The sequence below is a fragment of the Cupriavidus sp. GW822-FHT06G04 genome (genome assembly GCF_058799075.1).
Window position 1 is genome coordinate 41,314 of sequence record NZ_JBXALD010000003.1, and the last position, 26,959, is coordinate 68,272.

General features: G+C 60.7%; 23 protein-coding genes. 3 read left to right on the forward strand and 20 right to left on the reverse strand.

Annotated features, from left to right (window positions below; translation table 11 throughout):
- Positions 1-15: 15 nt before the first annotated feature.
- Positions 16-1,860: a sulfoacetaldehyde acetyltransferase gene (xsc, locus tag AC1RKI_RS07480; RefSeq protein ID WP_186296843.1), complete on the reverse strand. Its 1,845-nt coding sequence runs from the start codon at positions 1,858-1,860 to the stop codon at positions 16-18.
- 400 nt (positions 1,861-2,260) lie between these two features.
- Between xsc and AC1RKI_RS07485 the strand changes: the two genes are divergently transcribed.
- Positions 2,261-3,232, forward strand: a complete 972-nt coding sequence (locus tag AC1RKI_RS07485; protein ID WP_144198172.1) for a tripartite tricarboxylate transporter substrate binding protein — start codon at positions 2,261-2,263, stop codon at positions 3,230-3,232.
- Between the two features lie 86 nt (positions 3,233-3,318).
- Here the strand turns inward: AC1RKI_RS07485 and dsbD are convergent, their stop codons facing one another.
- From dsbD to AC1RKI_RS07505, 4 genes are all read right to left on the reverse strand, one after another.
- Entirely contained in the window at positions 3,319-5,262 is a 1,944-nt protein-coding gene (dsbD, locus tag AC1RKI_RS07490; RefSeq protein ID WP_144198173.1) for a protein-disulfide reductase DsbD, read from the reverse strand.
- Positions 5,262-6,116: a thiol:disulfide interchange protein DsbG gene (dsbG, locus tag AC1RKI_RS07495; RefSeq protein ID WP_251164626.1), complete on the reverse strand. Its 855-nt coding sequence runs from the start codon at positions 6,114-6,116 to the stop codon at positions 5,262-5,264. Before dsbG (AC1RKI_RS07495) ends, dsbD begins: the two co-directional genes overlap by 1 nt.
- A 227-nt stretch (positions 6,117-6,343) precedes the next feature.
- Positions 6,344-7,684 (reverse strand): ATP-binding protein, encoded by a 1,341-nt coding sequence (locus AC1RKI_RS07500; protein WP_160473967.1) that lies wholly within the window; start codon positions 7,682-7,684, stop codon positions 6,344-6,346.
- 14 nt (positions 7,685-7,698) lie between these two features.
- On the reverse strand, positions 7,699-8,370 hold the full coding sequence (locus AC1RKI_RS07505) for a response regulator transcription factor (protein WP_144198176.1): 672 nt from the start codon (positions 8,368-8,370) through the stop codon (positions 7,699-7,701).
- Between the two features lie 170 nt (positions 8,371-8,540).
- Here AC1RKI_RS07505 and dsbG (AC1RKI_RS07510) point away from each other — a divergent pair, with 170 nt between their 5' ends.
- Positions 8,541-9,329 carry a thiol:disulfide interchange protein DsbG gene (dsbG, locus tag AC1RKI_RS07510; RefSeq protein ID WP_144198177.1) on the forward strand — a complete coding sequence of 263 codons (789 nt, stop codon included), beginning with the start codon at positions 8,541-8,543 and terminating at the stop codon, positions 9,327-9,329.
- A 174-nt stretch (positions 9,330-9,503) separates the two neighbouring features.
- Here dsbG (AC1RKI_RS07510) and AC1RKI_RS07515 read toward each other — a convergent pair whose 3' ends face one another.
- The 14 genes from AC1RKI_RS07515 to AC1RKI_RS07580 form a co-directional block, all read right to left on the reverse strand.
- Positions 9,504-10,517 (reverse strand): D-cysteine desulfhydrase family protein, encoded by a 1,014-nt coding sequence (locus tag AC1RKI_RS07515; RefSeq protein ID WP_144198178.1) that lies wholly within the window; start codon positions 10,515-10,517, stop codon positions 9,504-9,506.
- A gap of 16 nt (positions 10,518-10,533) precedes the next feature.
- Positions 10,534-11,268: an amino acid ABC transporter ATP-binding protein gene (locus AC1RKI_RS07520; RefSeq protein ID WP_144198179.1), complete on the reverse strand. Its 735-nt coding sequence runs from the start codon at positions 11,266-11,268 to the stop codon at positions 10,534-10,536.
- Positions 11,269-11,280: 12 nt separating this feature from the next.
- Positions 11,281-11,949 (reverse strand): amino acid ABC transporter permease, encoded by a 669-nt coding sequence (locus AC1RKI_RS07525; RefSeq protein WP_144198180.1) that lies wholly within the window; start codon positions 11,947-11,949, stop codon positions 11,281-11,283.
- Positions 11,946-12,689: an amino acid ABC transporter permease gene (locus AC1RKI_RS07530; protein ID WP_144198181.1), complete on the reverse strand. Its 744-nt coding sequence runs from the start codon at positions 12,687-12,689 to the stop codon at positions 11,946-11,948. Before AC1RKI_RS07530 ends, AC1RKI_RS07525 begins: the two co-directional genes overlap by 4 nt.
- A 126-nt stretch (positions 12,690-12,815) precedes the next feature.
- Complete coding sequence (locus AC1RKI_RS07535) at positions 12,816-13,703, reverse strand: amino acid ABC transporter substrate-binding protein (protein ID WP_144198182.1); 888 nt, start codon at positions 13,701-13,703, stop codon at positions 12,816-12,818.
- 222 nt (positions 13,704-13,925) lie between these two features.
- On the reverse strand, positions 13,926-14,909 hold the full coding sequence (locus AC1RKI_RS07540; RefSeq protein WP_144198183.1) for a LysR family transcriptional regulator: 984 nt from the start codon (positions 14,907-14,909) through the stop codon (positions 13,926-13,928).
- A 597-nt stretch (positions 14,910-15,506) separates the two neighbouring features.
- Entirely contained in the window at positions 15,507-15,851 is a 345-nt protein-coding gene (locus tag AC1RKI_RS07545) for a carboxymuconolactone decarboxylase family protein (RefSeq protein WP_144198184.1), read from the reverse strand.
- Between the two features lie 258 nt (positions 15,852-16,109).
- Entirely contained in the window at positions 16,110-17,297 is a 1,188-nt protein-coding gene (locus AC1RKI_RS07550; RefSeq protein ID WP_144198185.1) for an MFS transporter, read from the reverse strand.
- A 2-nt stretch (positions 17,298-17,299) separates the two neighbouring features.
- The gene (locus AC1RKI_RS07555; protein WP_144198186.1) at positions 17,300-18,508 is read right to left on the reverse strand and encodes a MalY/PatB family protein; all 1,209 of its coding nucleotides are present in this window, start codon (positions 18,506-18,508) and stop codon (positions 17,300-17,302) included.
- Between the two features lie 333 nt (positions 18,509-18,841).
- Positions 18,842-20,311 carry an NAD-dependent succinate-semialdehyde dehydrogenase gene (locus tag AC1RKI_RS07560; RefSeq protein ID WP_144198187.1) on the reverse strand — a complete coding sequence of 490 codons (1,470 nt, stop codon included), beginning with the start codon at positions 20,309-20,311 and terminating at the stop codon, positions 18,842-18,844.
- Between the two features lie 184 nt (positions 20,312-20,495).
- Entirely contained in the window at positions 20,496-20,969 is a 474-nt protein-coding gene (locus AC1RKI_RS07565) for an aconitase X swivel domain-containing protein (protein WP_227460936.1), read from the reverse strand.
- Positions 20,966-22,195 carry an aconitase X gene (locus AC1RKI_RS07570; protein WP_144198189.1) on the reverse strand — a complete coding sequence of 410 codons (1,230 nt, stop codon included), beginning with the start codon at positions 22,193-22,195 and terminating at the stop codon, positions 20,966-20,968. Before AC1RKI_RS07570 ends, AC1RKI_RS07565 begins: the two co-directional genes overlap by 4 nt.
- A 4-nt stretch (positions 22,196-22,199) precedes the next feature.
- Positions 22,200-23,183, reverse strand: a complete 984-nt coding sequence (locus AC1RKI_RS07575; RefSeq protein ID WP_144198190.1) for a Bug family tripartite tricarboxylate transporter substrate binding protein — start codon at positions 23,181-23,183, stop codon at positions 22,200-22,202.
- A gap of 66 nt (positions 23,184-23,249) precedes the next feature.
- Positions 23,250-24,035 (reverse strand): GntR family transcriptional regulator, encoded by a 786-nt coding sequence (locus AC1RKI_RS07580; RefSeq protein WP_144198191.1) that lies wholly within the window; start codon positions 24,033-24,035, stop codon positions 23,250-23,252.
- 270 nt (positions 24,036-24,305) lie between these two features.
- On the opposite strand from AC1RKI_RS07580, the gene AC1RKI_RS07585 reads away from it, so the two are divergent.
- Positions 24,306-26,129 carry a SulP family inorganic anion transporter gene (locus AC1RKI_RS07585; protein ID WP_186296860.1) on the forward strand — a complete coding sequence of 608 codons (1,824 nt, stop codon included), beginning with the start codon at positions 24,306-24,308 and terminating at the stop codon, positions 26,127-26,129.
- Here AC1RKI_RS07585 and AC1RKI_RS07590 read toward each other — a convergent pair.
- Positions 26,102-26,890, reverse strand: coding sequence for an IclR family transcriptional regulator (locus tag AC1RKI_RS07590; RefSeq protein WP_144198192.1), 789 nt, complete (start codon positions 26,888-26,890; stop codon positions 26,102-26,104). The two genes, AC1RKI_RS07585 and AC1RKI_RS07590, sit on opposite strands and share 28 nt — an antisense overlap.
- Positions 26,891-26,959: the final 69 nt, after the last annotated feature.

A 26,959-nucleotide genomic window follows, 5' to 3' on the forward strand; every position in this document is an offset into this window, starting at 1 on the left:
ATCCCCAAAACCGAATCAGACGAAGTCCTTGTACTTGTCGAGCAGGCGCACTGGCTTCGACAGGGCATCCCGACGGAACGGATCGCCAAGTTCGCGCGTACACATGATCTCGATGATCGTGGTCTTGCCATGATTCATCTGCAGATCGACTGCTCGCTTCAGCGCAGGGCCGACATCTTCGAGTCGATCGACAACAATGCCCTCGGCGCCCATTGCCTTGGCAATGCCGGCAAAGCTCTGGTTGTCCAATTCACCGGCCACGAAGCGGCGGTTATAGAAGTCCACCTGATTCTTCTTCTCGGCGCCCCATTGGCGGTTGTGGAATACCACTGCGGTCACCGGAATGTTGTGGCGCACGCATGTCATGGTCTCCATCAGGCTCATGCCCCATGCGCCGTCGCCCGCGTAGGAGATCGCCGGACGATGCGGCGCCGCAACCTTCGCGCCAATAATGGTGGGGAAGGCGTAGCCGCAGTTGCCCCAGCTCATGGCTGCGAAGAAGCTTCTCGGCTTTTCGAAACGCAGATAGCTGTTTGCCACCGAGTTGATGTTCCCGATGTCAGTGGACAACATCACGTCCGCCGGCATGGCGCGTTCGAGCTCGCGCAGCACCTGACGCGGGTGGAGGTAAGTGCCGCCTGTCGGCGTACGCTCGTGTTGCTGCTCCTCGATCATGTCGAGGCTGTAGGGATCGCGTTCGTGCGTCCACTCATCGAGCTCCTTCTCCCACGCAGCCTTTTCGGCAGCGATCTCGGCCGCCCGGCTATCGCGACTACTGTCACAGGCGAGCGCACGATTCGCCAGTCGCTGGGTGAGCGCCACGGCGGCGGCCTTGGCGTCGCCGCAGATGCCGACCGAGATTTTCTTGACGAGGCCGAGCATCTTGTGGTCCGCGTCGATCTGGATGATCTTTGCGGTCTTCGGCCAGTAGTCCATACCGTGCTGCGGAAGGGTGCCGAAGGGGCCCAGGCGGGAGCCAAGCGCGACCACCACATCGGCGCGCGAGATCAGCTTCATGGCGGCCTTCGAGCCCTGGTATCCAAGCGGGCCGCACCAGAGCGGATGGCTCGCCGGGAACGAATCGTTGTGCAGATAGCTGTTGACGACCGGGGCGCCCAGACGCTCCGCCAAGGCCTTGCATTCCTCGACGCCATCCGCCATGACTACGCCACCGCCCGAAATGATGACCGGGAACTTCGCATTGGCCAGCAGTTCGGCCGCTTCATTCAGACTTTGCTCTCCACCGGGGCCGCGATCGAGTCGTTGCGGCTTGGGGATCTCCGCCTTGATCTGCCCGTAGAAGTAGTCGCGCGGAATATTCAGTTGGGTGGGGCCCATTTCGGCCATGGCGCGATCGAAACAGCGTCCAGTGAACTCGGCCATGCGCGCCGGATGCGTGACGTGGCCTTGATACTTGGTGAATTCCTGGAACATCGGAAGCTGCTTGGCCTCCTGGAACCCGCCGAGGCCGATGCCCATGGTGCCGGCTTCGGGTGTCACGATCACCACCGGGCTGTGGGCCCAATAAGCCGCCGCAATCGCCGTCACACAATTACTGATGCCCGGGCCGTTCTGGCCGATGACGACGCCATGTCGACCGGAGACACGGGAGTACCCGTCGGCCATATGCCCAGCGCCCTGTTCGTGAACCACCGGGATGAGCCTAATGCCGGCCGGCGCGAAGATATCCATCGCATCCATGAACGCGGAACCCATGATGCCGAACATGTCGGTGACGCCGTTCGCGGCCATGGTCTCAACGAAGGCTTCCGACGGCGTCATGGCCTGCGGGCCCGTATCCGTCGAAGCCGCGGCACCACCTTTGTCGCCAGCGGCAATCGTGTTTTCTGAGTCTCGCATCGTTTGTCTCCTGTCTCGAAAAACGGAACACCACGTTCCGAAAAAGCCGTTTGTGCAAAGTTAGGACGAAACTTGCGAGAAGTCAACACTCGATGTCGAGAAATTGCAGTCCTTCGGCTCGAAATCTAAATTAAGCAGTTCAATAATGAGACATATTGTTCAGAAAGACGGTTACTAGGCGCAATTTCCAACCGCGGTGCCCCTGGGAATACTGCGGTTAACACTAGTAACGGAACGTTTGGTCTCAACTATGATGTGTCTAACGTCGCAAATATGGACGTTATTTACCGATCTGCCGAGGAGCGTTAAGCGCGGCACCGGGCGAGCGAGGAAGGACTACAACTAAATTTGAGTTCATCGATAGGCGGCTTGCGATCGCCTACAGAACACGGAGACAACGATGTCACGACGTCAACTGGTTGCTGTACTGGCCGCAGCATGTGCATTGCCGGTCAGCTTTTCCGTCTGCGCTGAAAAGGCATGGCCGCAGAAGCCGATCAAACTGATCGTTCCCTATCCTGCGGGGGCGGTCTCCGACTTCCTCGGCCGCCAGGCCGCTAACGTGATGTCGCAGGAGCTTGGTCAGCCCGTCGTCGTGGAAAACAAGCCTGGAGCCGGCACCAATATTGGTTCAGAGAACGTGGCGAAGGCTGCGCCGGACGGCTACACGCTCCTGCTGGCCAGTACCACCAACTCCGTCAACATGACGCTGTTCCCCAAGATGACGTATGACACGCTGAAGGACTTGGCGCCGGTGTCGATTCTTGCGAACGTGCCGAACTGGCTGGTAGTGAACACCAATTTTCCCGCGAAGAACGTTTCCGAACTGATTGCCTACGCAAAGCAAAAGCCGGGGGAGGTGGCGTATGCATCGGCCGGTCCCGGTAGCCCCGCTCACCTCGCCGCAGAGCAGTTCAATCGCATGGCGGGGGTCAAGCTACGCAATATCGCGTACAAGGGAGCCTCGCCCGCCATCACCGATGTCATGGCAGGTCACGTGCCTGTGATGTTCACCAACTACGCCGCCGTCCGCGGCGCAGTCGACGCCGGCAGGGTCCGAGTTCTGGCCACCGGCGGGGCAACACGCTGGCCATCGATGCCAAATGTACCGACAGTCGCTGAGTCCGGTGTGGCGGGCTACGAAGCGGGCGCATGGTATGGGCTGATGGCCCCGGCGGGGACGCCGCCGGAGATCATCGCAAAGATCAATCGTGCACTGGCGGGCCTTCGGTCACCGGCGATGGAGGAATCATTCCGGAAGCAGGGCGCCGAACTTGTACTGTCCACACCTGACGAGATGAAGCAGAAGATTCAGGCCGAGATTCCTTATTTCGCAAAGTTGATCAAGGACGCAGGCATTACGATCGAATAGGATAGGCGGTCAGTTTCTTGTCTGTGAGCGGCGGCCCCTCAGGGGCCGCCGCTCTTTGTCAACGCTTGGAGATTTCGAGACCGCGTTCAGGAAGGGTAGGTACGTTGGAGGGTGGAGAGGAAAGCTGGCGCGGGCTTGTAGCCCACGACGCGTTCCGTCTTGAGCTTGCCATCCGCCCCATAGAAGATCGTCGACGGCGGGCCGAAAATTCCGAACCGTCGGAGCAGTGCCCGATCCTCCTGCGAGTTCGCCGTTACATCTGCTCGCAACAGTACGAATCGTTGCAGTTTATCTTTCACGCTGGCATCCGCGAACGTGAAACGTTCCATCTCCTTGCAACTCGTACACCAATCGGCGTAGAAATCCAGCATGACCGGACGCTGGTCGCGCGCAGCCTGCGCGAGCCTTGCATCCAGCTCGTCAACATTCCTAACCGATTCGAAGTGCAGATCAGCCCGATGCGGATCAATCGCACCCGAATCCCCAGCGGCGCTTGAGACGATGGTGAACTGACTAAGGGGTTGCAGTACGTCCCGGCCGCCCGAGCTAACCCCCAGGATCAGCACCACGCTGAGCGTCACGGCGAGAAGGCCAATCGCCTTCCTCACCTGCGCGAGCGGTGCGGACACCGGGATGGGAGCCAGTGCTCCTAGTGCGACGCCTACTGCCAGGAGCAGGGTTGCCACGGCGAGCATGAATATCCAAGACGGCATAATTGGATTTGCCATCCAGAGCGCCAGCGCCAGGAGCATGTACCCAGAGGCCGTCTTCGTATGTACCATCCATCCGCCAGTGCGAGGCAGCAATGCGCCGGCGCCCGCGCCGACGAGAAGCAACGGCGTGCCCATTCCCAGAGCCATCGAAAAGAGTGCGCTGCCGCCAATCATGGCATCCCCGCTCCGGGCGATGTAGGCAAGGGCACCAGCAAGTGGTGCGGTCACGCAAGGACCAACGATCAGGGCGGACATTGCGCCCATGAGCGCTGCACCGATGAACTGTCCACCGTGGAGCTTGCCAGAGGAAGCCTGCAGGCGAGACAGCCAGGACTGGGGAAGTTGCAGTTCATAGACGCCGAACATGGCGAGTGCCAAGACGGACAGCAGCATGGCGAAGCTGGCGAGGACCCATGGCGCCTGGAGAAACGCGGTCAGGCTCTCGCCGATGATGCCTGCCGTGACGCCCACGCCGGTATAGATGACCGACATGCCCAGCACGTACGCGGCCGACAATCCCAACGACCGCCACCGTCTCGCTTCGGCACCTACGACGATGGCCGATAGAATCGGGACCATTGGAAGTACGCAAGGCGTTAGGGCCAGCAGGACCCCCAATCCGAAAAACAGCGAGACGACCAGCATCAGACTGCGGCTGGAGAGTGCCTGGTCGATTCGCGCGGAGACGTCCGGCGGCGATGAAGACGCCAGTTCGGAATCTTCCATCTGCGGCGTATGCTCCGCGACCGTTGTAGCGCCGCGATTGATGACAGGGGCAGCATGCTCACCCGTTAGCGCGGACATCGGCACGGTATGCTGCTGCGGCGGATAGCAGATCCCGGCGTCGGCACACCCCTGAGACGTGACTTGCAGCACCCAGGCACCAGGCGCGGATCCTTCATCGAAGGGGAGTTCAATAGTGACGCCCTTGCGATAGATGTCGACGTCCTTGCCGAACGTCTCATCAAATTTCCGTTCCGCAGCGGGATACGCTGGCGCGAGCAGCCGGACGTTGTCCGGGCTTGCGGAGAAGGCAAAGCGCTCGCGATACATGTAGTAGCCGTCTTCGACATCGAAATGGACAGCGACAGTGTGAGCGTCGACGCGATCTGCTGTGAATCGGAATGCCTGGTCGGGCGGCAGGAAATCCGCGCCAAGGGCGAACCGCGGGGCCAAGCACAGCAATGCCCAAATCAGACCCGGACGTGTGCCGGGGAGGGGCAGGCGACCCATCAGGCGAACGATCCAGCTTGCCCAGAGCTGTGCAGACCGAGACAGCGCAGCGACCCTGCTTGCAACCTCAATGGCCGGCGTCATCACTGAAACCTCGCGAGTTCGGGGTCCGAGATTTTCTGTCGCGGCAGCCCCGTGATCCGCGTGAGCTCGCTCAACTTTGGCATGCCGGCTTGCAGATGCACCTCCCCCTTTTCGTCTTTCCAGACGAACCCGGGTGTTCCACCAAACTTGAAGCGCTCCATCAGGATGGCGTTGCTTTCCAGCCCCTTCTGAATCGAGGCAGCCTTGCCAGGTTCCATCTTCAGCGTCGCGGTCCACGGCTTGCCGTGATTCGACTCCATCGAGCGGAAGGTGGCAGTTTTGTCTGCCGAGCCCAAGATCTCGACGGCCTTGGGCAGGCTAGATGGCTTGATGACGGCAACCATTACCCATCTGACCTGCAGGCCAGCCGCCTCATAGGGTTGCAGCGCCTTCCACGCGAGGTGGCAGTATGGACATTCCGGGTCGGTAAAGATGTAGAGCACCCGCTTCGGATTGGCTTGCGTTCCCTCTACGACTTGCGGCGTCTTTTCCAGTTCTGCATACAGGCCGGAGAAATCGGCTTTCGGGATGTACCGATCTTCGTACTCGGCCGAGAGGATCTTCCCGTTATCCGTCACAAGATTGCCAATGAGCATCGTTTTACGGTCGCCGGTCGTGTAAACGATGGAGTGCTCACCGTCTCGCTCGAGTACCCAGCCCGTGAGGCCCGAGGCCGCAGGGAAGCTCTTTACGATTATGATCCCGTTTTTCACGGCGTCTTGGATGACGCCAGGGTATTCGGATGCGCCGCCTGCCATCGAGGGTTCGGCGATGCAGAGGAACGTCAGCAGTGTGCCCGCACACGCGGCGCTGAGGACGGCAATTTTTGGCTTTCGGAAGATTGGATTGGACATCCGCAATGGAAAGGTTTCATTGGCAGAACTCGGATCGCCGCAGCAGGTCGCACAGAAGCGCCTGGTGTTCACGATGAGAGACAGTCCGTGGGCTTGCACGGATCTGGCGGATGCTAGGATTCAATAATTAAGGCGTAGTTAAGGCATGGACTGCCTCGCCACGTGCGTGCCTGGAGCCCGGACGACGCTGTGAGGGATGCCCCCAAGTCCGAGTGCTCCTCGCTTGATCAGCCGTCAGTGGCGATCGGGAATTCGAGCCAGACGGTCAAGCCGGTCGACGGGCTTTGCAGCGTGAGTTTTCCTCCGTACTCGGACGCGATGGCCTGGACGATGGCGAGTCCGAGTCCGCTTCCCTCGACGGACGGATTGCAGCGCCAGAAGCGCTCTGTCGCGTGCTTAATCTGATCGGGCGAGAGACCTGGTCCACGGTCCACCACGAATAGGCGGACCCCTCGGCTGCCGGTCAGCTCGATGCCCGTATCTACGACGGTATCGAACGGTGCATGTCGCAAGGCATTTTCCAGCAGGTTCCGTATTGCCGACGCGAGGAGTGCTGGGGGGACGTTGACACTGGCTGAGCTGGAGTCGGACGGTGGAGTCACGACGACGCGGTCCATGGCGCCCATTGACGAACCCAGTTCCCGCACTGACTGGCGAAGCGTGTCCAGAACGTCCGTCATATGTGTGGCCGAATCGTCGTCCCCGGCCTCGACCCTTGCGAGAAGCAACAGGCTTTCCAGGGTGGCTTGCAGGCGCGACGCGCCCGCTTCGGCGTTGGCCATCGAGCGCTCTACTAGCGGAAGCGGTGCGTGATTGCGCAGACCAAGCAACGCCACCTGGATGTTAGTCTTGATGGCCGTCAGAGGTGTGCGCAACTCATGCGCGGCATCGTCCGAGAACTGCCTCTCACGCTGCAGCGCATCCTGAACGCGAATTAAGAGATGCTGCACCGTGCTGATCAGCGGGCGGAGTTCGCTAGGTGCTGCGATGGCGGGAAGCGGGCTGGTGTCGCCCGGAACGCGCTGTGCGAGGAGCAGTCGTATGCCTTCGAGTGGAGCAAGTCCCCGGTGAATGGCCAGCCACAGGATCGCGAGACTGCCCATCACCGCGGCGAGAAATGGCACGCCCCCGGACATCGCAAAGTCCCGCAGCAATCCACGCCTGACGTTTTCCGGCTCGGCCGTCGCGATCCGTATCCCATCACGTTGCAGCACGTAGACGCGCCAGGCCATCCCGCCGATCTCGTAGGTTCCATACCCCGGCTGGGCATGCATCAGACCGGGACTTCCCGTAGTGCGCGCCAGCAAGGTCGGTACCACGGTAGCTCGGGCAAGGCTGATCTCGCAGACCAAGCCGCCAGACGCGTCTTTGTCGAGGGGGAACGTCGGGGCAAAAGGCGCGTCGGGATGGGCTGTCGGAAGCCTGTCCATCAGGCTGGAGACCATCCTTGCCGATGCCTGCAATCGGGCGTCCAGCACCGATCGGACCTCGCGGTTGAAATCCCGGTACATCCATAAGCCAACGGCAGTCCACACCAGCGAAAGCGAGGTGCCGATGATGATCAGCAATCGGATCCTAAGGCTCATGCGAACGCTTCCACTGGTCCCAGCCGAAAGCCGAGTCCGCGAACGGTTTCAATTGTCCTTGGCCCGAGCTTTCGCCTCAGGTGGTGGATGTGAACGTTGACGGCGTTGCTCTCCACATTCGTGTCCAGCCCATAAATGCTGTCCTGGAGCTGAGAGGTCGTCAGAATCTGCTGCGGGTACTGGAGAAACGCCTGGAGGAGTCTGAACTCGCGGCGCGTGAGTTCGATCAAGATACCATCGCGGTGTACCTCCCCGCTGTCGGGCGCAAGCGTGATCGCCCCCCAACGATAGCGATTGACGATTGTCCCCGTCGAGCGTCTGAGAACGCTCTGCATCCTGGCGACCAGCTCGTTGAGGTCAAAGGGCTTTGTCAGGTAATCATCGGCGCCGGCCTGTAGACCCGTGATCTTGTGCCTGACGGAATCGCGCGCCGTCAGCGCGATCACCGGAAAACTGACACCGTCCGCGCGCCATTGCCGCAGGAGATGGACCCCATCGGTGTCGGGCAATCCGAGGTCGAGCACGCAGAGATCAAAATGAGTGGATCGTCGTACGCTCTGGGCACTGCTGGCGTTACCCACGGGCGTCACCTCGAATCCATGCATGCGCAGGCCGGTCGCGACCCCGTCGCATACCAGCGGATCATCTTCGACAAGCAAGACATGCATTTTTCTTCACTTCCAATTCAACTGCGACAGATTCTTCCGTCTCGATGTTAACGGTCTGTTAACGCTTGTCATGCAATCTCGACGCGCGCCGCAGACCTCCCGGGTGCCTTTCGCCGGGCTCGGATACATCATAGGCGCGGCATCCTCATTACGGACCTGACATCGACAGCATGCCCCGCAAAGGGTTCCTTCCCACCATCCTCCTTTCCGCCCTGATGACCGCTACAGCCGCCACGCCCGAGGAATCCCGACTTTTCGACGTTCTTCGCAAGCAGGGCGTGGCCGTACTGGGGCCCATTGCGGCGCAAGGCGGGTTGAACGCCTGGGCGGCGGAAAGCGACGGGCGACCGATCGCCATTTATCAGGCCCCAGACAGGAAGCACGTTGTGATCGGGACGATGCTCGATATGGCCGGGCGGGAGGCTGGCAAATCGGACGTGGTCGCGGCAGTACGTGTCAGCCTGTCCAATGCCGTGATGGAGCAGTTGGCGAGCACGACCTGGATTGGCGAGGGCAGGGCCGATGCGCCACGCATCGTCTACGTATTTACCGATCTGAATTGCGAATCGTGTTTCAAGTTCTGGCTCGACGCCCGACCTTGGGTCGACAGCGGTAAGGTGCGACTCCGGCATATCCTTGTCGGGTTGCGCGGGCCGGAAAGTGCCGGTCGTGCCGCGGAAGTCCTGACCGCCGCTGACCCTTCCTCCGTCTTTCTCAAGCGAGTGGACGAATGCGCGATGAAGGCGGCCCACCCGCATCTGCCCTGGGCGTTCCGTTGCGAGATGCCGACAGCCTCCGCTACCGAAGTCGTCCAGCACCAGATGGATGGCAACATGCGCGTGCTGAGGCAGTTCGGATTCAATCAGCTACCTGCGCTCGTCTGGATCGACCAGCACGGTGAGTTGAGAAAGCAGATCGGGGTGCCCGAGGACACGCTCATGAGCATCTTCGAGCAATGACGGCCAGGATCGCACGGCCGGCCATGGCGCGAAGCAGTGTTCTGCGCAAGGTCGCGGCCGGCACTGCCAGGGACGGGCGGCTATCGGTCGGTCTTTCGAGAAGTCGCCGGTACGGCGCGGACCCGCCAAGTGGCGAAGGCAGCCAGCGACCGGCCCGTTTTCTTGCTCGCCTGTCTATTGGGGCTGACCTAAAAATAGCTCGTAGCCAAACAGTGCGGCACTGCCTCCCGTATGGACGAAGATGACGTTCTCATGCTTGGCATAGCGACCCGATCGAACGTAGTGAATCAGGGCGGCCATGCTCTTCCCCGTGTAGACCGGGTCCAGCAGAATGCCTTCATGGCGTGCCACGAGATCAATCGCCTCTCTGACCGCGGGCGTCGGCAGGCCGTATCCCGGCCCAATGAATTCGTCATCGACCCGTACCCGGGCAGGAATGTCCCCCGCGGGCAGTTCGAGCTCGCGGCAGACGGCAGCGGCCAGATGTCCAACCTTTTCCGCCTGGACGGATGACGGTGCGCCCACGCTGATACCGGACACCGTACAGGAACTCCCCAGGGCATCAAGGCCCACGATGAGCCCCGCATGGGTGCCTGCGCTGCCCGAGGCCACGACGAGGTGATCCGCGGGAACCTGTAGTTCGGCGGTCTGGGCCAGAATCTCCGCCGCGCACTCCACGAAACCCAGTGTCCCGATCACGTTTGATCCACCAACCGGAATCACATAGGGCGAGCGGCCGGCATCGCGCAGGCGCTGCGCAACGTCTGCCACCAAAGCGGGCATGTCGGCGCCCGACGGCACAGAAACAATCGAGGCGCCCAGCACTTTATCCAGCAGCGCGTTGCCCGACGCACTGTATTGCGGGTCCATGGACGGTACACGCGCTTCGAGTACGACCGTACATTGGAATCCCATCTTTGCGGCGGCGGCCGCTGTCTGCCTGGCGTGATTGGATTGCGTCGCACCACTTGTGACAATGGTGTCAGCGCCTTGCCGCTGCGCGTCGCCGAGAAGAAACTCAAGCTTTCGGGTCTTGTTTCCGCCCGTGGCAAGTCGGGAGCAGTCCTCGCGCTTGATGAACAAGGAGGGTCCCCCGAGCAACTTTGTGAGTCGGGGCAAGTACTCCAATGGTGTATGCGTTCCCCCCAAGAACATTCGCGGGTATCGCTGCAGATCAAGATGATGCATGGCAGGGCGACCTCGGCTAGTGGGTAAGAATCTTCGACAGGAAGTCTGCAGCACGGCTGGAGCGCGCGGACGCGCCGTCGAAGAATTCGTGCGTCGCGCAATCCTCGACAATTTGGCCGGCGTCCATGAACACGACGCGGTTACTGACACGACGAGCGAATCCCATCTCATGGGTCACGCACATCATGGTCATCCCTTCGCTGGCCAATTGACTCATGACATCCAGTACTTCGCCGACCATCTCCGGATCGAGTGCCGAGGTGGGTTCGTCAAAAAGCATGACGATGGGGTCCATGCTGAGGGCTCGGGCGATCGCCACGCGCTGCTGCTGGCCACCGGAAAGTTGCCCAGGATATTTGTCCTTGTGCGCAAGCAGCCCAACGCGGTCGAGCATCTTGAGCCCTCGGGCGTGTGCCTCCGACTTGCTCCGGCCCAGCACCTTGATTTGTGCAAGCGTCAGGTTTTCCGTCACGGAGAGATGCGGGAAGAGTTCAAAGTGCTGAAAGACCATGCCGACGCGGCTGCGCAACTTGGACAGATTCGTGCGCGCGTTGGTGACGGATGTCTCCGCGACATGAATCTCGCCCTTCTGGATTGGCTCCAGGGCGTTGACCGTCTTGATGAGCGTGCTCTTGCCAGATCCCGAGGGACCGCAGACAACGACGACGTCCCCCTTGGCGATACGCGTTGAACAGTCGGTGAGTACCCGAAAGTCACCATACCACTTTGAAACATTATCGATACTGATCATGGCGCAACCTTATTATCTAACGACGGCCAGGCGGAACTGGAGTCGCTTAACCATCAAGCTGAGTGAATAACAAATGCAGAAATATGTGACGCTGGCGATCAGGTAGGTTTCAACCGGCCGATTGAAGTTGACGCCAACAATTGAGAAACCCTTCAGTAGGTCATAGGCGCCGATGGCGTAGACCAGCGACGTTTCCTGAAACAGGACGATCGTCTGCGTCAACAGCAGTGGCAACATTGCGCGGAAGGCTTGGGGAAGCACGACGAGTCGCATGCATTGCCCATATGTCATGCCCATGGCGTAGCCGGCGTTGATCTGCCCGCGGGTGACGCTTTGTATGCCGGCGCGCATAATTTCGGAATAGTAGGCCGCCTCAAATGCAATGTAAGTGATGATCGCCGATAGCTCGGCGCCGATCGGGTGCCCAACGAAGAGTGGGATCAGCAGATAGAACCAGAGAATGATCATCACCAAGGGAATCGATCGCAGCGTGTTGACGTACGCCGAGGCTGAGCGCTCCAACCAGCGTCGACCCGACAGCCGCATCAGTGCCAATACCGTGCCCAGAGCAATACCGCACAACATGGCGATCAAGGTGAGTTTGACCGAGAAGAAAAGTCCCTTCTTTATGAAAACGAGGAACGTATCCCAGTTGAAGAAAGAGAAATCGAGAGTGTTCATTTCTTGAATCCGAGCATGCCAGGTATGCAGAATCGATTCTCGATGCGTCTTGCGGTCAGGTTAACCGTGAACGTCGATGCGAAATAGAGAAGGGTGACCGCGAGATAGATTTCAATCCCCCGAGACGTCTCTTCCTGCGCCTGCATGGCGAACATGGTCAGTTCGGAAACGCTGACCGCAAAGGCGACGGAAGAGTTCTTGACTATCGTCATTGCCTCGCTGGTGAGCGGCGGTGCGATGATGCGAAACGCCACGGGCAGCAGAATGAATCGATACGTTTGCCACCGGGTGAGACCGAGCGCCTGGCCGGCAGCCCGCTGGCCTTTGGGGATCGCCTGAATGCCGGTACGAACTTGCTCCGCTATCCGCGCGGAAGTGAACAGTCCCAATGCGGTGACGACAAGCACGAATCGGGGCGTGCCTGACAAGCCGGGAATCAACTGCGGCGCAACGTGATACCAAAGAAAGACCTGCAGTAGCAAGGGGATGTTCCGGAACAGATCGATCCAGATGCTGCTTGCCCGTAGGATGAGCTTGTTATCGAACGTGCGAATCACGCCGATGATCGTTCCCATAATCACGCCGACCGCGAGGGCGCAAGCAGCAACGGAGAGGGTCCACCCCCAGGCGGAAAGCATCCAATCCAGGTACGTAATACTGCCATTCTCACCGAAGCATCGTGGCGAGATCTCGCCACTGATCGTGTCCGTGCAGAAAACCTGCCAGTCCCATAGATTCACAACAAATCCCCACACCTATTGCTGAATGATGAAAGCTCATTCATGGTTCGCAGAACATTCTTGAAAAAACTGAGAGAAGGGGGACTGTTTCGAGTCGTCCCCCTATTCCGCTGAGGTGAGAAGAATCTACAGCGCAGGCTTGTCCGAGAGCGTCTTCATGTTGTCGCGCAGCGGCTGACTCATCGGGACATTAAGCGTAATGCCCTTGGGCGGGATCGGCGTTTCGAACCACTTCTTATACATCGCATCAAACTCGCCGCTTTTCATGAGGCCGGAGATCGTGTCGTCCACGAGCTTCTTGAATTCAGGATCGTCGCGGCGGAGCATGATGGCAAAGGGTTCGACCTGAATGGCATCGCCGATGATTGCGTAATCGCCCGGGTTGCGCGATCCGGCGCGTTGGCCATAGAGGAGAATGTCGTCCATGCCGAAGGCAGCCGCCTGGCCGGACTGTACGAGCAGCATCGCCTCGGCATTGTCTTTGGCGGCGATGATCTCCATCCCCAGATTTCGCTCCTTATTGACACGACGGAGTACCAGGAGATTCGACGAGCCAACGGTCGAGACGACCGTTTTCCCCTTCAGATCGGCGATGGAGCCGATGCCGGCGCCCGACTTCACAAGGAATCGGGTTCCCGTGTAGAAGGTGTTCGTGGCAAATGCGACTTGCTTGGCGCGTTCCTTATTGTTGGTAGTGGAGCCGCACTGCAGGTCGATGGTGCCGTTTACAAGCAGGGGGATTCGGTTTTGGCCAGTCACTGGCTGGCTTTTGATGGCAATGTCATTGCGCCCGACGGTCTTCTTTACGGACCCGACGATCTTCTGGCAGATCTCCCAGGTGAAGCCCGTGGGCGCTGCATTGTCCCCGAGATACGAGAAAGGAACGGCCGTTTCCTGGTAGCCGAGCGTGATCGCACCGGAGCTCTTGATACGACTGAGCGTATCGGCATCAGATGCATAAGCGTTGCACGCGATGAGCGTCAGCGTAGCGATAAGAAGGTGCGCGGATTTCATGGTCGTAGGCTTCCTGGTGAGGTCGGTGCATGGTCGTTGTTGGATTCATTAAAGCAAATTGGAAATTTACCGAGAAGCGCATTATGTTCATGAGACTTTTGAGTTCTTGTCTAAAATCAATATGGTAATTCCAAAATACAACGACAAAAGCCACGACAAAATGTCGTGGCCATCCTCCTGTGGATTGCCGATGGAGGCTACGCGATGTTTGATATGAGGAACTTAAGCACTTGCAAGTGAATAGAGTTCCCGAGGATATTCCTTGGCGTAGGGCATACCGGATGCTGCAAGGGCATCACGCTCCCAAGGTGGCGTGTCGCCAAATTCATTTGCCAGAAAATCGATAAAGCTTCTAATGAGTGGATTTTCGTATTTGGAGCGGTAGTACATGGCGTACAGCGTATGGACAATCGCTGCCCGGTATTGAGGCACCACGACGCGGAGATGGCCTTTGCTGATGTCGGCCGCCACCAGATAGGTTGGCAGGCAAGCAATGCCCCGATGCTCGAGTGCGGCTTCTCGTAGTGCCAGACTCGAGTTGGAGGTCATGCGCGGCGTGACTTTGATGTGTTGCGTATGTTCGTCTCGCCGGAATGTCCAAGCCCCGTCGAGCGTCATGGCAGGATAGACCAAGCAAGCGTGACGCGTGAGATCCTGGGGATGATCGATGTCGGCGTGATTGGCCAGATATTCGGGTGAGGCGCAGTACAACCAGCGGATGCAGGCCAGCTTTCTTGCGGCATAGCCCCAGTGCGTGTCCGCGGTGATACGAAGCGCGACGTCGAAATTCTCCTCAGAGAGATTGACGTAGCGATCGTCCAGAATGATGTTGGCGTTGACCTCGGGGTACGCTTCGAGATATCTACCGACGATATTTGTCAGTTGCTTGGTGCCGAACGCGATAGAGCTGCTGAGCTTGAGATTTCCATGCGGGTGCCCAAACTGGCGCGCGGTATCGAGGGTGTTCTCCACATCGGAGAGGATCGATGTTGCCCGCTCAAGGAATAGCCGTCCTCCCTCGGTAAGGGTGAGGCTGCGTGTCGTGCGTTTGACAAGCAGCACGCCCAAGCGCTCTTCGAGCTGAGCCAGGCTTTTGCTCACGGCAGAGGGAGACAGGTGGAGGTCCCGCGCGGCGGCTGACAGGCTTCCTGATTCGGCGATTCTTGCGAATACCGTCATTTGGGTAAGTGTGGCAAAGCTCTTCATCTCATACCCTATCTCATCGCGGCCATCGTCTGGCTGGCATCCGGATTCAGAGCAATTCCCGGACCAAGCTAAAGACCTTCCCGGAACCTTCCGCCACGGCGAACTGCACCGAAAAAGCGTCTCGTCGTCACGCATGCCCCGAATGCAGGCAAAGCCGTCGCCTGGATGGCGCAGGGGCGGCTGGCAGCTCTGCGTCTCGTGAGACGCTAATACATAGTATGCAAATGGAACTATTTGTTCCATTCGGGTAAATCCCATGCCGGGAAATGGGCAATGATTCGGAGGTCACATGGCCAGCCCGATCGACCGTGCAGGGAGTGCGATACGGCTCGATGTCGCTGTGCGCCGAAGTCGAGGGCGCGTACGCAAATGGGGGAGTATTGCTGGGTGCCGCGTGGGGTCCAAGATGTCGGCAAGCCGGTGCGGGTACTCAGGACGTCGCCTGCAACCCACGCGTGCGGCGGTACGGGCAGTCAGGGGGAGGGGGGCTACAGGGGGGCGGCAACACGCGAACATCCGTGTCAGGCGGCGCGACCCGCATGGAGCGGGTCGTGAAGGTGCTAGCGAGCAAGCCTGACGGCGAGTCCGGGCGCTGCTTTACTTTGCTTCGAATTGCTGGAATGCCTCAAAGGCGCGTACGGAATAGACATACGCAGCGCCGGCGTTGAGGGCCATTGCCGTGCCAAGCGCATCGGCCAATTCAGCTTCGGTGACACCGGCCTGACGCGCGGCGCTGGCATGGGAGGCGATGCAGCCCTCGCAGCGGGTCGTCACCGCGACGGCCAGTGCGATCAACTCGCGCGTGCGTGCGTCGAGCGCACCGTTGCCATTCTGATTGGTGTTCAGCGCCACGAAGCCTTCCATCAGCTTCGGCGAGGCCTTTGCGAATACTGCGCCTGCGGCACGGTTCTTCTTGAGTTGCTCGATCCAGTCCTTGATCATTGATATATCTCCATTGGGTGACGACAAGCCGTGTCATGCATGCGCTTCTGCGTGCGTGTACGGGAATGCCCCCCAATTCTTAGCCACAAGCACGTGGTAGCGAAAGCGCAAGTTCGTCCAAGCACCTATGAATCGCATTCAAAGATCAAGGCGGTGACGGGAAAGCGGCGGTTCGGTGGATGACGTGCCGAGGCGGCATGTCGCGCCATGCCGCCGCGATCCCCGGCGCTGGATTTGCCAGCATGCCAATGAGGGGGGCTATCCTTCAATCACCTGCTGCTCCCGGCGTGCATGCAGGAGCACCACGGCAATGGCGGCCACCACCACGGGCGGCAACACATACAGACACACGGTGGCCCAGCTTCGGGTAGTGACCAAGGAGCCGGAGGTAAACGACCCGACGACCATCGCGGCGAAAATGACGAAGTCATTCAGCGACTGCACACGTGTTCGCTCTGCCGCTGAATGGCAGGTGAGTACCAACGCGGAGGCCCCGAGAAATCCGAAGTTCCAGCCAATGCCGAGCAGAACCAGCGATAGCCAGAAATGGTTGATCGTCAGCCCACTCATGCCGGTCAGCGCCGCCAAGCAAAGCAGGGCGAGGCCTGTGAGAATGATGCGGGATGTGCCAAACCTTGCAATCAACCGGCCGGTGAAGAAGCTGGGAGCGTACATCGCGATCACGTGCCATTCAATGCCCAGGTTGGCGGCCTCGCGAGGGATGCCGCATATGTCCATTGCCAAGGGCGCTGATGTCATCACGAAGTTCATCATCATGTAGCTGACGACGCCGCAAAGCACCGCGATGAACAAGGGGGACTGCCGCAGGATGATGCGCAATGGCCGTCCGCCAGTGGCCGCTTCTGCGATCGCGTGCTCGAAGCGAACGCCGCGAAGGACGATGGCGGAGAGGGCCGCCGCCACGGCGGCTGCCAAATACGTGGCGGCGTATGTATGCGGTGCCCAAAGGGTCATGGTGGCCGTGGCTAGCTGGGGCCCAAAGACTCCCGCAGCAACGCCACCCGCCAGCACCGTTGAGAGGGCCTTAGATCGCAGTTCGGGCGTGACACATTCCGCGGCGGCAAAGCGGAAGCTCAGGACCACTGCCGCATATGCGCCGCCGAACAACATCGCCAAGCAAAACAACGCAAAGGAGCCGATGACAATGGCCAGTGCGGCTAGCAAGCCCGTGAAGACACCGCACGCATTGCCGACAAGGAAGGCAGTCGGTCGACCATAACGCCTCGCGGTGGCACCGACCGGAAGCGTGGCCAGGGCCATGCCGGTCACAAAGACTGAAATGGGTAACGTAGCCAATTCGGGACGCGGGGCCAATGTATGGCCGATGATCGCGCCGGTGGCGTACACGACCGTGGAATTTGCACCGGCGAGTGCCTGGGCAGCGGCCAGGCGCAAGACACTGGCATTCAGTCCGCGAGAGCGCATCGTCAGCGTTGGGGTGCAGGGGTTGAGGCGGCGACCTGCAGACCGGTCGCCAGTCGTCGGATCGCTTCGTCCACGGTGCTGCGTGGGCAGGCGAGATTGATGCGCATGTAGCCGTCTGCCGTGGCGCCGAATTTGGAGCCAGGGTCGAGCCAGAGACCTACGTGCCGAAGCATGTAGTCGTGAAGCTCGGCGGGCGCGAGACCGAGTGCCCGACAGTCCATCCAGGCGAGGTAAAGTGCACCAGTCGGTACCACGTGAATTGGCAGCGCATGATCGCGAACACTAGCCGCGAAATGGCGTTGGTTTTCGCCAACGTAGTCGATCATCGCGTCCACCCACGACTCGCCAAATCGATAGGCTGCCTCACAGGCAGCGGCACCCACTGTGTTCACCAGGTTCAGGCCGCCGCGTTCACATTGCGAACGGAAGGCTTCCCGGAGTCGTGGGTTGGGGATAAAGATGTTGGCGCACTGCAGGCCTGCTGTATTGAACGTCTTGCCGGGAGACGTGCAAACGATGCAGTGGTTGGCAATCTCGGGATCCAGCGAGGCGAACGGTATATGTTGCAGGTTGCGGTCAAAGATCAGATCCGCATGGATTTCATCGGAGACGACGAGGATGCCGTGCCGCTGGCAGATCGCGGCCATTGCCATCAGGTCTTCGCGTGACCACACGTTCCCGGTCGGATTATGGGGATTGCACAGGATAAAGAGCTTCGTGCCGGGCCGAATTGCGGCTTCAAACGCCTCGGGATCAAATCGGTAGCCGTCGGCCGTGCGCGTGAGGGGGACTTCCAGCAACCGTCGGCCGTTGATGACGATGTCATGATGGAAGTGGATGTACACCGGGGGTTGCACCATGACGTAGTCACCGGGGTGCGAGAAGGCCTGGATTGCCATGTTCAGCGCATTGACGACGCCGGAAGAGGGGACCAGCCACTCGGAACGCACTGCCCAGTTGAAGCGCCGGCGTTGCCAGTCAACGGCCGCCTCAATATAGCTCTCCGACGTTTGACCATACCCGAACACACCGAATTCCGCTTCGCGGTGTATCGCGTCGAGAATAGGTTGTGCAACACGAAAATCCATGTCCGCAACCCACATTGGGAGCGGATCGCTCGCTTGCTGTGCCGGTGTCAGCCGGTGCCTCATACCGTCCCATTTCATCGAATTCGTGCTGGTCCGGTCAATAATCTGGTCGAAGTTGTACATAAGCGATGCTCAAGATGAACTGGCTTCAATCTTGGGCACGTCCGCCGCGCAGCAGAAGCGCAACTTCCTACAAAGACCTGTGACTGTCGTTCAAAGATGAGGATTCGGGCCCGTGTTACCGTGAGGGGAGGTCGCCAATCCCGTCCGCCGGCGGCGCGTTCCGTGGGATCTGACCGGCAGGCCTCGCGACGGCCGGGCCGCGTTGGCAAGCCGCCGTCGTGGCGACGCAATGCGCGGAAGCGGCTCTCGGGGGCGGAGCAATGCGGGGCAAGGGGGGCGCGACGGGTTCATCTGCGGACCGCGCCCCGGAGCTAGCCGCTTGCCCCTGCGGATTTAACGCTGTGTGATGAACTTGGTCACCAGATAACCATCGAAGGTCTCAGCGCCACCCTCACTGCCCATCCCGGAGTCCTTGACCCCGCCGAACGGCGTTTCGGCAAGCGAGATCCCGAACTGGTTGATCGCCACCATACCGGCTTCCAGCGCATCCGCCACCGTTGTGGCGGTCTGAAGCGAATTGGTGAAGACATAGGCGGCCAACCCGTAGGGCAGGCTGTTCGCACGCTGGATGACGTCGTCGGTCGCGTGGAACCGAACGATGGGGGCAACCGGGCCAAAAGGCTCTTCGACCATCAGGCGTGCAGTATCCGGCAATCCGGCGACTACCGTCGGTTCGAAGAAAAAACCATCCGTTCCGATGCGATTGCCACCGAACGTGACCTCGCCACCCAGCTTGCGGGCGTCGTCGAGAAAGTCCGCCATGGCTTCGACACGGCGGCCGTGCGCAAGCGGCCCCATTTCCGTGGTGGGGTCGAGTCCATCGCCGACGCGCACGGACGCCATCGTCTCCGTGAACTGCGCCACGAAGCGGTCATAGACTTTGGCATGCACGTAGAAGCGTGTCGGTGCAATGCAGACCTGGCCAGCATTGCGGAGCTTGAACCTCGCCAGCGTCTGGGCCGCCTGCGCAACATCGGCGTCGTCAAACACGATGACCGGCGAATGACCGCCCAGTTCCATGGAGACCCGCTTCATGTACGTTCCAGCCATCGCCGCGAGCTGCTTGCCCACGGGCACGGAACCGGTGAAGGAGACTTTGCGCACCACAGGCGACGCGATGAGATGTGCGGAAATGGTGGGCGGGTCGCCCCAGACCACATTGAGCACGCCGGGCGGAAGACCGGCGTCGTGAAACAGGTGGGCGAGCGCAACGACGGCGCTGGGGGCATCTTCCGGCCCCTTCAGGACCATCGCACAACCCGCGCCCACGGCGGCAGAGATCTTTCGGATGGCCTGGTTGAAGGGGAAATTCCATGGTGTGAACGCCGCGCAGACGCCGACCGGCTCTCGTACCACCATTTGTCGAATGCCGGGTTCTCTTGGGGGAATGACGCGCCCGTAGATGCGACGACATTCTTCCGCGTGCCATTCCGCGTGCTCGGCGCAACGCAGGATCTCGGACAGAGCCTCCTCTAGCGGCTTGCCCTGGTCGCGCGTGAGATCTCTGGCAATGTCGTGCGCCCGTTCTCTTGCTAGCGTGGCGACTCTGCGCAGGATCGCTGAGCGGTCCAGCGGTGAACTTTTGCGCCAGCTCTGAAATGCCCGCTCAGCGGAAGCGAGGGCATGGTCCAGATCCGCTGTGGTCGCAACCGGCAGTTTGCCTAGGACTTCGGAGGATGCCGGATTCAAGACGTCAATTGTCTGCCGGTCCTGAGCACTGATAAATGTGCCGTCGATGTACAGGGAGAGTTCGCGGTACGGAGGCAGGCCTTCACGCGATGTCTGATGGGGGGTCGTTGTCATCGTTGATGCGGGGTGGTCTAACGCCATGAGGTGGGGGCGAATCGCTCAGCCAGTCAATCCAGGAGCGTTTCCCGGAGACAATAAGCTGCCTCGCGGCAAGCCAATGGCCGGTCTCCGGGATGCGGGCATGGAAAGGGCGGCGCGATCGTGCGCCGCCCAGTATGGCTGCCGAGCGTGTTGTCGGCTATTTGGGGAAATGGATGCGATCTTGTCCGGGTGCCAGCTCGGTTGCGGCCGGCACCTCGGAAGGATCCAGAACCCGGATGGACTTGGTGGCGGGGTCCACTTCGACAAAGCTGCCGTGCGGGATCACGGCCGTGATGTCGACGTCGAATCCGGCCATCATCGAGACATCTCCGAGGGCAGCGCCCTGAACCAGGATCGTGTTCACGGTGTTGAACACAATGGCTTTGGGTACCATGTTGCGCGATTGCATTTCGTGCAGCATCCAAGCCGTGGCGACCCCACCCTTGGCCGTATCCAGGATCAGGATGCGATCGACGTACGACTGTCCGGCGAGCTTATGCGCGGGACGGGAGAAGACCCCTTGCAGTCGATTCAGGTCATAGCGGGCCGAGAACCCGTCGTGGGCAACCAGGGCCTGGCCGACGACCTTCTTGCCCATGGCATGGCGCGCGATGTAGGGATCGGTTTTCAATTCAGTTCTCCGGTTTCGGCTGCAGTGACACATTCCTCCATGGTGGCGAGCATCGGCACGTAGCCGTAACCGCCGAGGATGTTGACGAGCTTGGCGCTGTTGGTGGCGAGGCGCGTCCAGCCTTTGGCTTCCTTCATTTCGCGGGCGTAGGACTGGTAGAAGCACATGCCGGACAGTACGGTGCCGCCGGCTTCCTCAATGGTTTTCGTATATCCGAAACGATCGCAGTCCGGTTTGACCTGGGGGCTCGTCACGGCGAGGAGCGGCTTCTTCAGACGGCGCCCTTTGCACAGGCGGGCGATTTCACGCAGTTCGAACAGGCTCAATTGTGGAGCGGAGAAGACCACCACATCGATCCCTTTCTCCACGGCATAGCTGTCACGCAGGCCGCGCAGATCCGCCTGCCCGATACGCTGAGCGACCGGCAGCTTGTCGCCGCCGACATCTTCCAGACGAGAGGCCTCGGGTGTGATGCCGATCAGATGAAACAGGGCGGAGGAGCCGAAGCTTGCCATCGCCGCGCCGAAGTGTTTGAGTTCATCGGACGTGGGCGCGCGGTCCAGCCCTTCGATGACCGGCACCTGCCAGTAATTGCCGGACAGCTTGCCCACGACGCCGCCCAGCGCGCCCCACTCGCTGAGGTCACGGGGCGTCCAGTCCGCGCGCAGTCGGAGGGTAGCCTGACGTTGGGCATCCAGGTGATAGCCGTAGCGCGGCGTGCGACCGGTGAGCCCGGCAGAGAGCGCCGACGGGCCGCCTTCGAAGTTGGAACGCGCGCCACCGACCGAGTTCGAGTAGATGACGACGCCCGTATCACCAAACGCCACATGCTCGCCTCGTGTTGCGGCGAGGACCGTCTGATAGTTGATGCAGGTGTCCGTCATGCTGACGCCGAGCCGCGAAAAGGCTTCGATGGCACGGCGCTCGAGTTCGACCATCCATTCGGCCTGACCGAGATCGGAAGCCTTGGAGAAATCGGTGCCGCGCGGATCGGTAATGGTCGGAATCCGTACGCCACCCTCGTTGGCATCCGCCAGGCGCTCTAGCCACATGACGCCCGCCTGCCCGAGGCTCTCGGTATCCGCCATGATGTGGGCTTGCGTCACAGGGACAAAGTCCTCGGCACCAAAGAATTCGCCGACCTTGATCTGGTGTTCGATGGCCAGTTTTGCCACGGTGCCGGCTTCACCGGCCAACATGGCTTTCTCTTCCTCATTTAGTCTCATGATTTCACTCGATGGTAATGCCGGTGGCACGTACGGCTGTGCCCCATTTGGTTGATTCAGACTGCTGGAAACTTGCGAGCGGGACGCTCAAGGGATGCAGGCCCTGACTACTGATCTTGCTGTTGAACTCGGCGGACTGGACGATCCGCTGCGTCTGCGTGACCAGTTGCTTCGACACGGCGTCGGGGAGGCCGGCGGGCCCATACAGCGCCCACCATGCGATGGCTTCGAAGTCGGGGTAGCCAAGTTCTGCAACGGTGGGTGTATCGGGCAGGACCGGTGAGCGCTGCAGGCTGGTGACCGCAAGCGCCTTGAGCTTGCCCGACTGGATGTGGGGCAGTACCGATTGCAGCGGGTCGAACATCACGGGAATCTGCCCGCCAATCACCTCGGTGACCGCCGGGGCGCTACCCTTGTAGGGAACATGGGCGAGGCGAATCCCCGCCGCGGTACAGAACATGGCGGCCGTCAGGTGGCCGGGTGTGCCATTGCCTGCGGAACCGTAGTTCATCGCGCCCGGCTTCGCCTTGGCCTGGCTGACGAGGTCGGCGAGGGATCCGATGCCGGTCGCGGCATTGACGACGATCGCGACCGGGGCACTGGCGATCGTCGCCAGGGGCGTGAGGTCCTTCTGCGGGTTGTAGCTGAGCTTCTTGTACAGATAGGGATTGATCGATTGCGTCCCCACGGTGCCGACCAAAAGGGTGTATCCATCCGGCGCTGCCGATGCAACCGCTGCGGCACCGATCGAGCCGCCCGCGCCGCCGCGATTGTCGATCACAACGGACTGTTTGAGCGCATTGCCAAGTAGCAACCCGAACGGGCGGGCCACGATATCGGTGGGGCCCCCCGCGGGAAACGGCACCACCATCCGAATTGGCTTGGAAGGGTAACGCTCTGCGCCTCTTGCCAGTGAGGTTCCGAGCGCCGATAGCCCTGCGGCGATCGGGAACAGAACCATCTGGCGGCGCCGCTGCTGCGAGTGCATACGCCTGTCTCCTGTGGGTTGTGTGGTTGTTCTTTTCTATGACCGCCAGTGGTCTGGCGGGGAATGCTAGGCGGTGGTTGGCTGCAGGGCCCTGGCAATTTCGAGCGGCCCCGGCAGGCTCAACTTGAATGAATAGCGGTCAGGAATGATGTGGATGCGCATGTGCTCGCATGGCTGGCCCGTGCCGCTGAAGGACGTGCGGTGCATGACCAGGACATTGGTGCGCTTGGGCAGGCCCAGCTCGTTGGCGATCTGGTGACTCGGCTGCCGGCATTCGATGGCCACGTCGGCCCGTCCGATCCGGAGCCCAAGATAGTGCTGCACGATGTCGTAGACGGAGAGCTGACGGACGCGCTCTTCACCGAGTGCGCCGACCTGCGCGGGCAGATAGGCCTCCACCAGTGCGAAGGGTTCGCTGCCGACGATGTATCGGCGACGCAGGCGCACCGGAAGATCGAGCCCAGCGGGAAGATTGGGATCGAGCCGGCCGGCAGAGGCGGAGAATTCCAGTAATTCTGTCTCCGGCTCGATCCCCTGACTGCGCAACGCATCCTGAAAGCCTTGCAGGGTATTGAGGTCGTGCTGCACGCCTACGCGGGCGACAAACGTGCCTTTGCCGCGCCGGGCTACGACCTGACCGGTGCGTGCAAGCATCTGGATCGCCTGCCGGACGGTCACGCGGCTCACGCCGTAGGCCGACATCAGCTCGGCTTCGGTGGGTAGCTGCTGGCCTGGAACCAGCGTCCCATTGGAAATCTCTGCGGCCAGCCGACCGCCGAGCTGCACGTACAGCGGTTCCGAGCTGTCGGGCTCCAAGGGCGTGTGCGGAAAGTCACCTGTATTGAGGGTCATGATCGTGTAGAGGCTAACTTGTATTGAGTTGTTCTATAACATCCTATACAAGATGCTCGAAACAGCAAGAACTGAAATGTGCGGCAGTCATCGCTGTCCACCGGTTCTTGATGTGATTTAGCCTTTTTACTATCAAAAAGTCATCGCCAACCAAGAAAAATGAGACGAAATAAGGAGAATTGGCTCATTTTTGCCGCCCTGGAGATTTGACCTTGCACGCCGGCGTTGCCTAACATGACCTATATCGTATTAATACAAGATAGGTCCCCCATGCGCGTCATAAGTAGTCAAAACACCACTTCATTGATCGCCAATCTGGGGCGATGGGTGCCGGCATGGGTGCAGGGCGTGACGGTGGGGACGGCCCGGGCCGATTTGCTTGCGGGGCTGCTTGGCGCCGTGCTCGCACTGCCCCAAGGGGTGGCGTTCGCCACCCTGGCCGGATTGCCGCCGCAGTACGGCATCTACAGCGCCGTGGTGCCCTGTGTGGTGGCCGCGCTGTTTGGATCGAGCCGGCATGTCGTATCCGGACCAACCAATGCCAACTCGCTGGCACTTTTCGCCATGATCAGTCCGCTGGCGGTGGCCGGCAGTCCCGAATATGTCGGGCTTGCACTGGGCGTCACGGTGCTGGTCGGTGCGCTTCAGCTTGGCATTGGCCTGTTCCGTCTGGGATCGCTCGCAAACTTCATTTCGCCCTCGGTGCTGCTCGGATTTACATGCGGCGCGGCAATGCTGATTGCGCTCTTTGCACTGAAGGACATTTTCGGGTTGCAGCTTCCGCCAGGCACCTCCGCATTTGGGGTGCTGCGATTCCTGGCGACCCATGTCGATACCATCAACTGGAGTGCCAGCATCGTCGCCGGGGGGACATTGCTGGCGACGTTGCTGGTCAAGCGGCTGATGCCGCGGATGCCGTTCATGCTGCTCGGGCTGATGACCGGATTTGGCGTGGCCTTTCTGCTCAATCATTCGCCGGCGTCCTGGAGTCAGCACGTCGGCGTTGTCGGCCCGATTCCCTCGGCGATTCCGCCGTTCCGGGTTCCCCAGCTTTCCTGGCAAGCCCTGCCTGATCTGCTGGGGTTGGCATCGGCCCTGACCATCGTGGCGATCGGGCAGTCGATCTCCATTGCCAAGGCCGTCGCGCTGCGGTCCGGGCAGCAGATCGACAGCAACCGGGAGATCATTGGTCAGGGCTTGTCGAACATCGTCGGCGGGTTCTTCTCCTCCTACGTGTCGTGCGGATCGCTCAATCGCTCGATGCCCAACTATGAAGCGGGCGCGAAGACGCCCTTGGCGTGCGTGTTTGCCGCGATTTTGCTCGTGGCGCTGGTGTCCGTCAGCGCGGCAGTGCTCGAGCAGATTCCACTGGCCGCGATCGGGGCCATGCTGCTGCTCGTCGCGTGGAGCCTTTTCGATGTCGCAAGACTGCGGCAGATTTCGCGTCTGAGCCGGATCGAGTTCGGTATTGCCATCGCCACGCTGCTGGCCACGTTGCTACTGCGCCTGGAGGTGGCGGTGTTGCTGGGCACGGCGCTGTCGCTGGGCGCCTATCTGTACCAGACATCCCGACCGGCCGTCCGCGATCTGCTCCCGGACGCTGAGAGCGGGGCGCGACATTTCCGGCCGACCGATGAGTTGCCCGATACCGCGCTGCAATGTCCCCAGCTTCGCCTTGTACGCATCGAGGGTGCGTTGTTCTTTGGCGCCGTGCCCCATGTGAAGCAGAAGTTGCAGAAGGATGAGGCGCCTCAGCGTCGACATGTTCTCGCCATGGTGAAGAGCATGAACTTTGTTGACTTGGCGGCCGCTGAGATGTGGGACAAGGAACTGACAGACCTGCGCGCTGCCGGCGGCGACCTGTATTTTCACCGCCCCAGACGGCAAGTCATGGAGACGTGGATGCGCAGTGGCTTCCTTGCCAGACTGGGCAGGCAGAACGTCTTCGCAACCAAGCACGATGCACTGCAGCATATTGTGCCGCGGCTGAATCCCGACATATGTGCGACGTGCAAGGCACGAGTCTTCAAGGAATGCAGCGGGGCGCCGGCCCCGCGTGAAACGCGTCAGACGGGGGAGGCGTCCTCCGCATAGAAAAGCGGGTAGAGACGCTGCGCGGCCTCCTGCAGCAGGGGCAACTGCGTCCGCAGTTGCGTGAGGGTGGTCCGTGCGGTCGCCGCGTGGCAGACCAGTGCGACATTGCAGCGTTGGCCGGGAAGCGCGATCGGCACGGCCAGTCCCACCATGCCCGTAACGAACTCTTCCTCGTCCAGTCCGATACGCTGCGCCGCCAGCTTGTCGAGCTCGGCCGTCAAGGTGGGGCGACTCACAAAGGTCTGCGGTGTCATGCGATTCAACGTAATGCGATCGAGCAGCGCTTCTCGTTCGAGCTTCGGAAGCTGGGACAGAAACAGCTTGCCGCCGGCGGTGCAGTGCAACGGATGTCGGGAACCGAGCTCCAGATGCATGCGCAGGGGCTGGCTGGTTTCGACACGGTCCAGATACAGCACCCGATCTCCGTCGAAGGCGGACAGGTTACACGTTTCGCCCAGTCGATCCACGAGGCCGCGCAGCACGCTGCGAGACAGCCTGCGGAACGCGCTGTTGCCCAGGACAGCCGTGGACAACTGCGTACTGCGGGGGCCAGGGATCAGGCCTCGTTCGCCGGGCATCCGCACCAGGAATCGGTTGGCCACAAGGACATCCACCAAGCGGCCGGCAGATGCCTTCGGGATGTCCAGTCGCATGGCTATTTGCCCGATGGTTACCGACTCAGACGCGCTGGCGACACATTCCAGCATGCGCAGGATCCGCAGCATCTTGTGTTCGGGGGAGATCTGTTGGTCGTCGTCCATGACTTGGCTTTCGGGGGCGATAAGCGAATACGAGCCGTGATTGCGATTTTCGGCTCAGTTTCTGCGAGT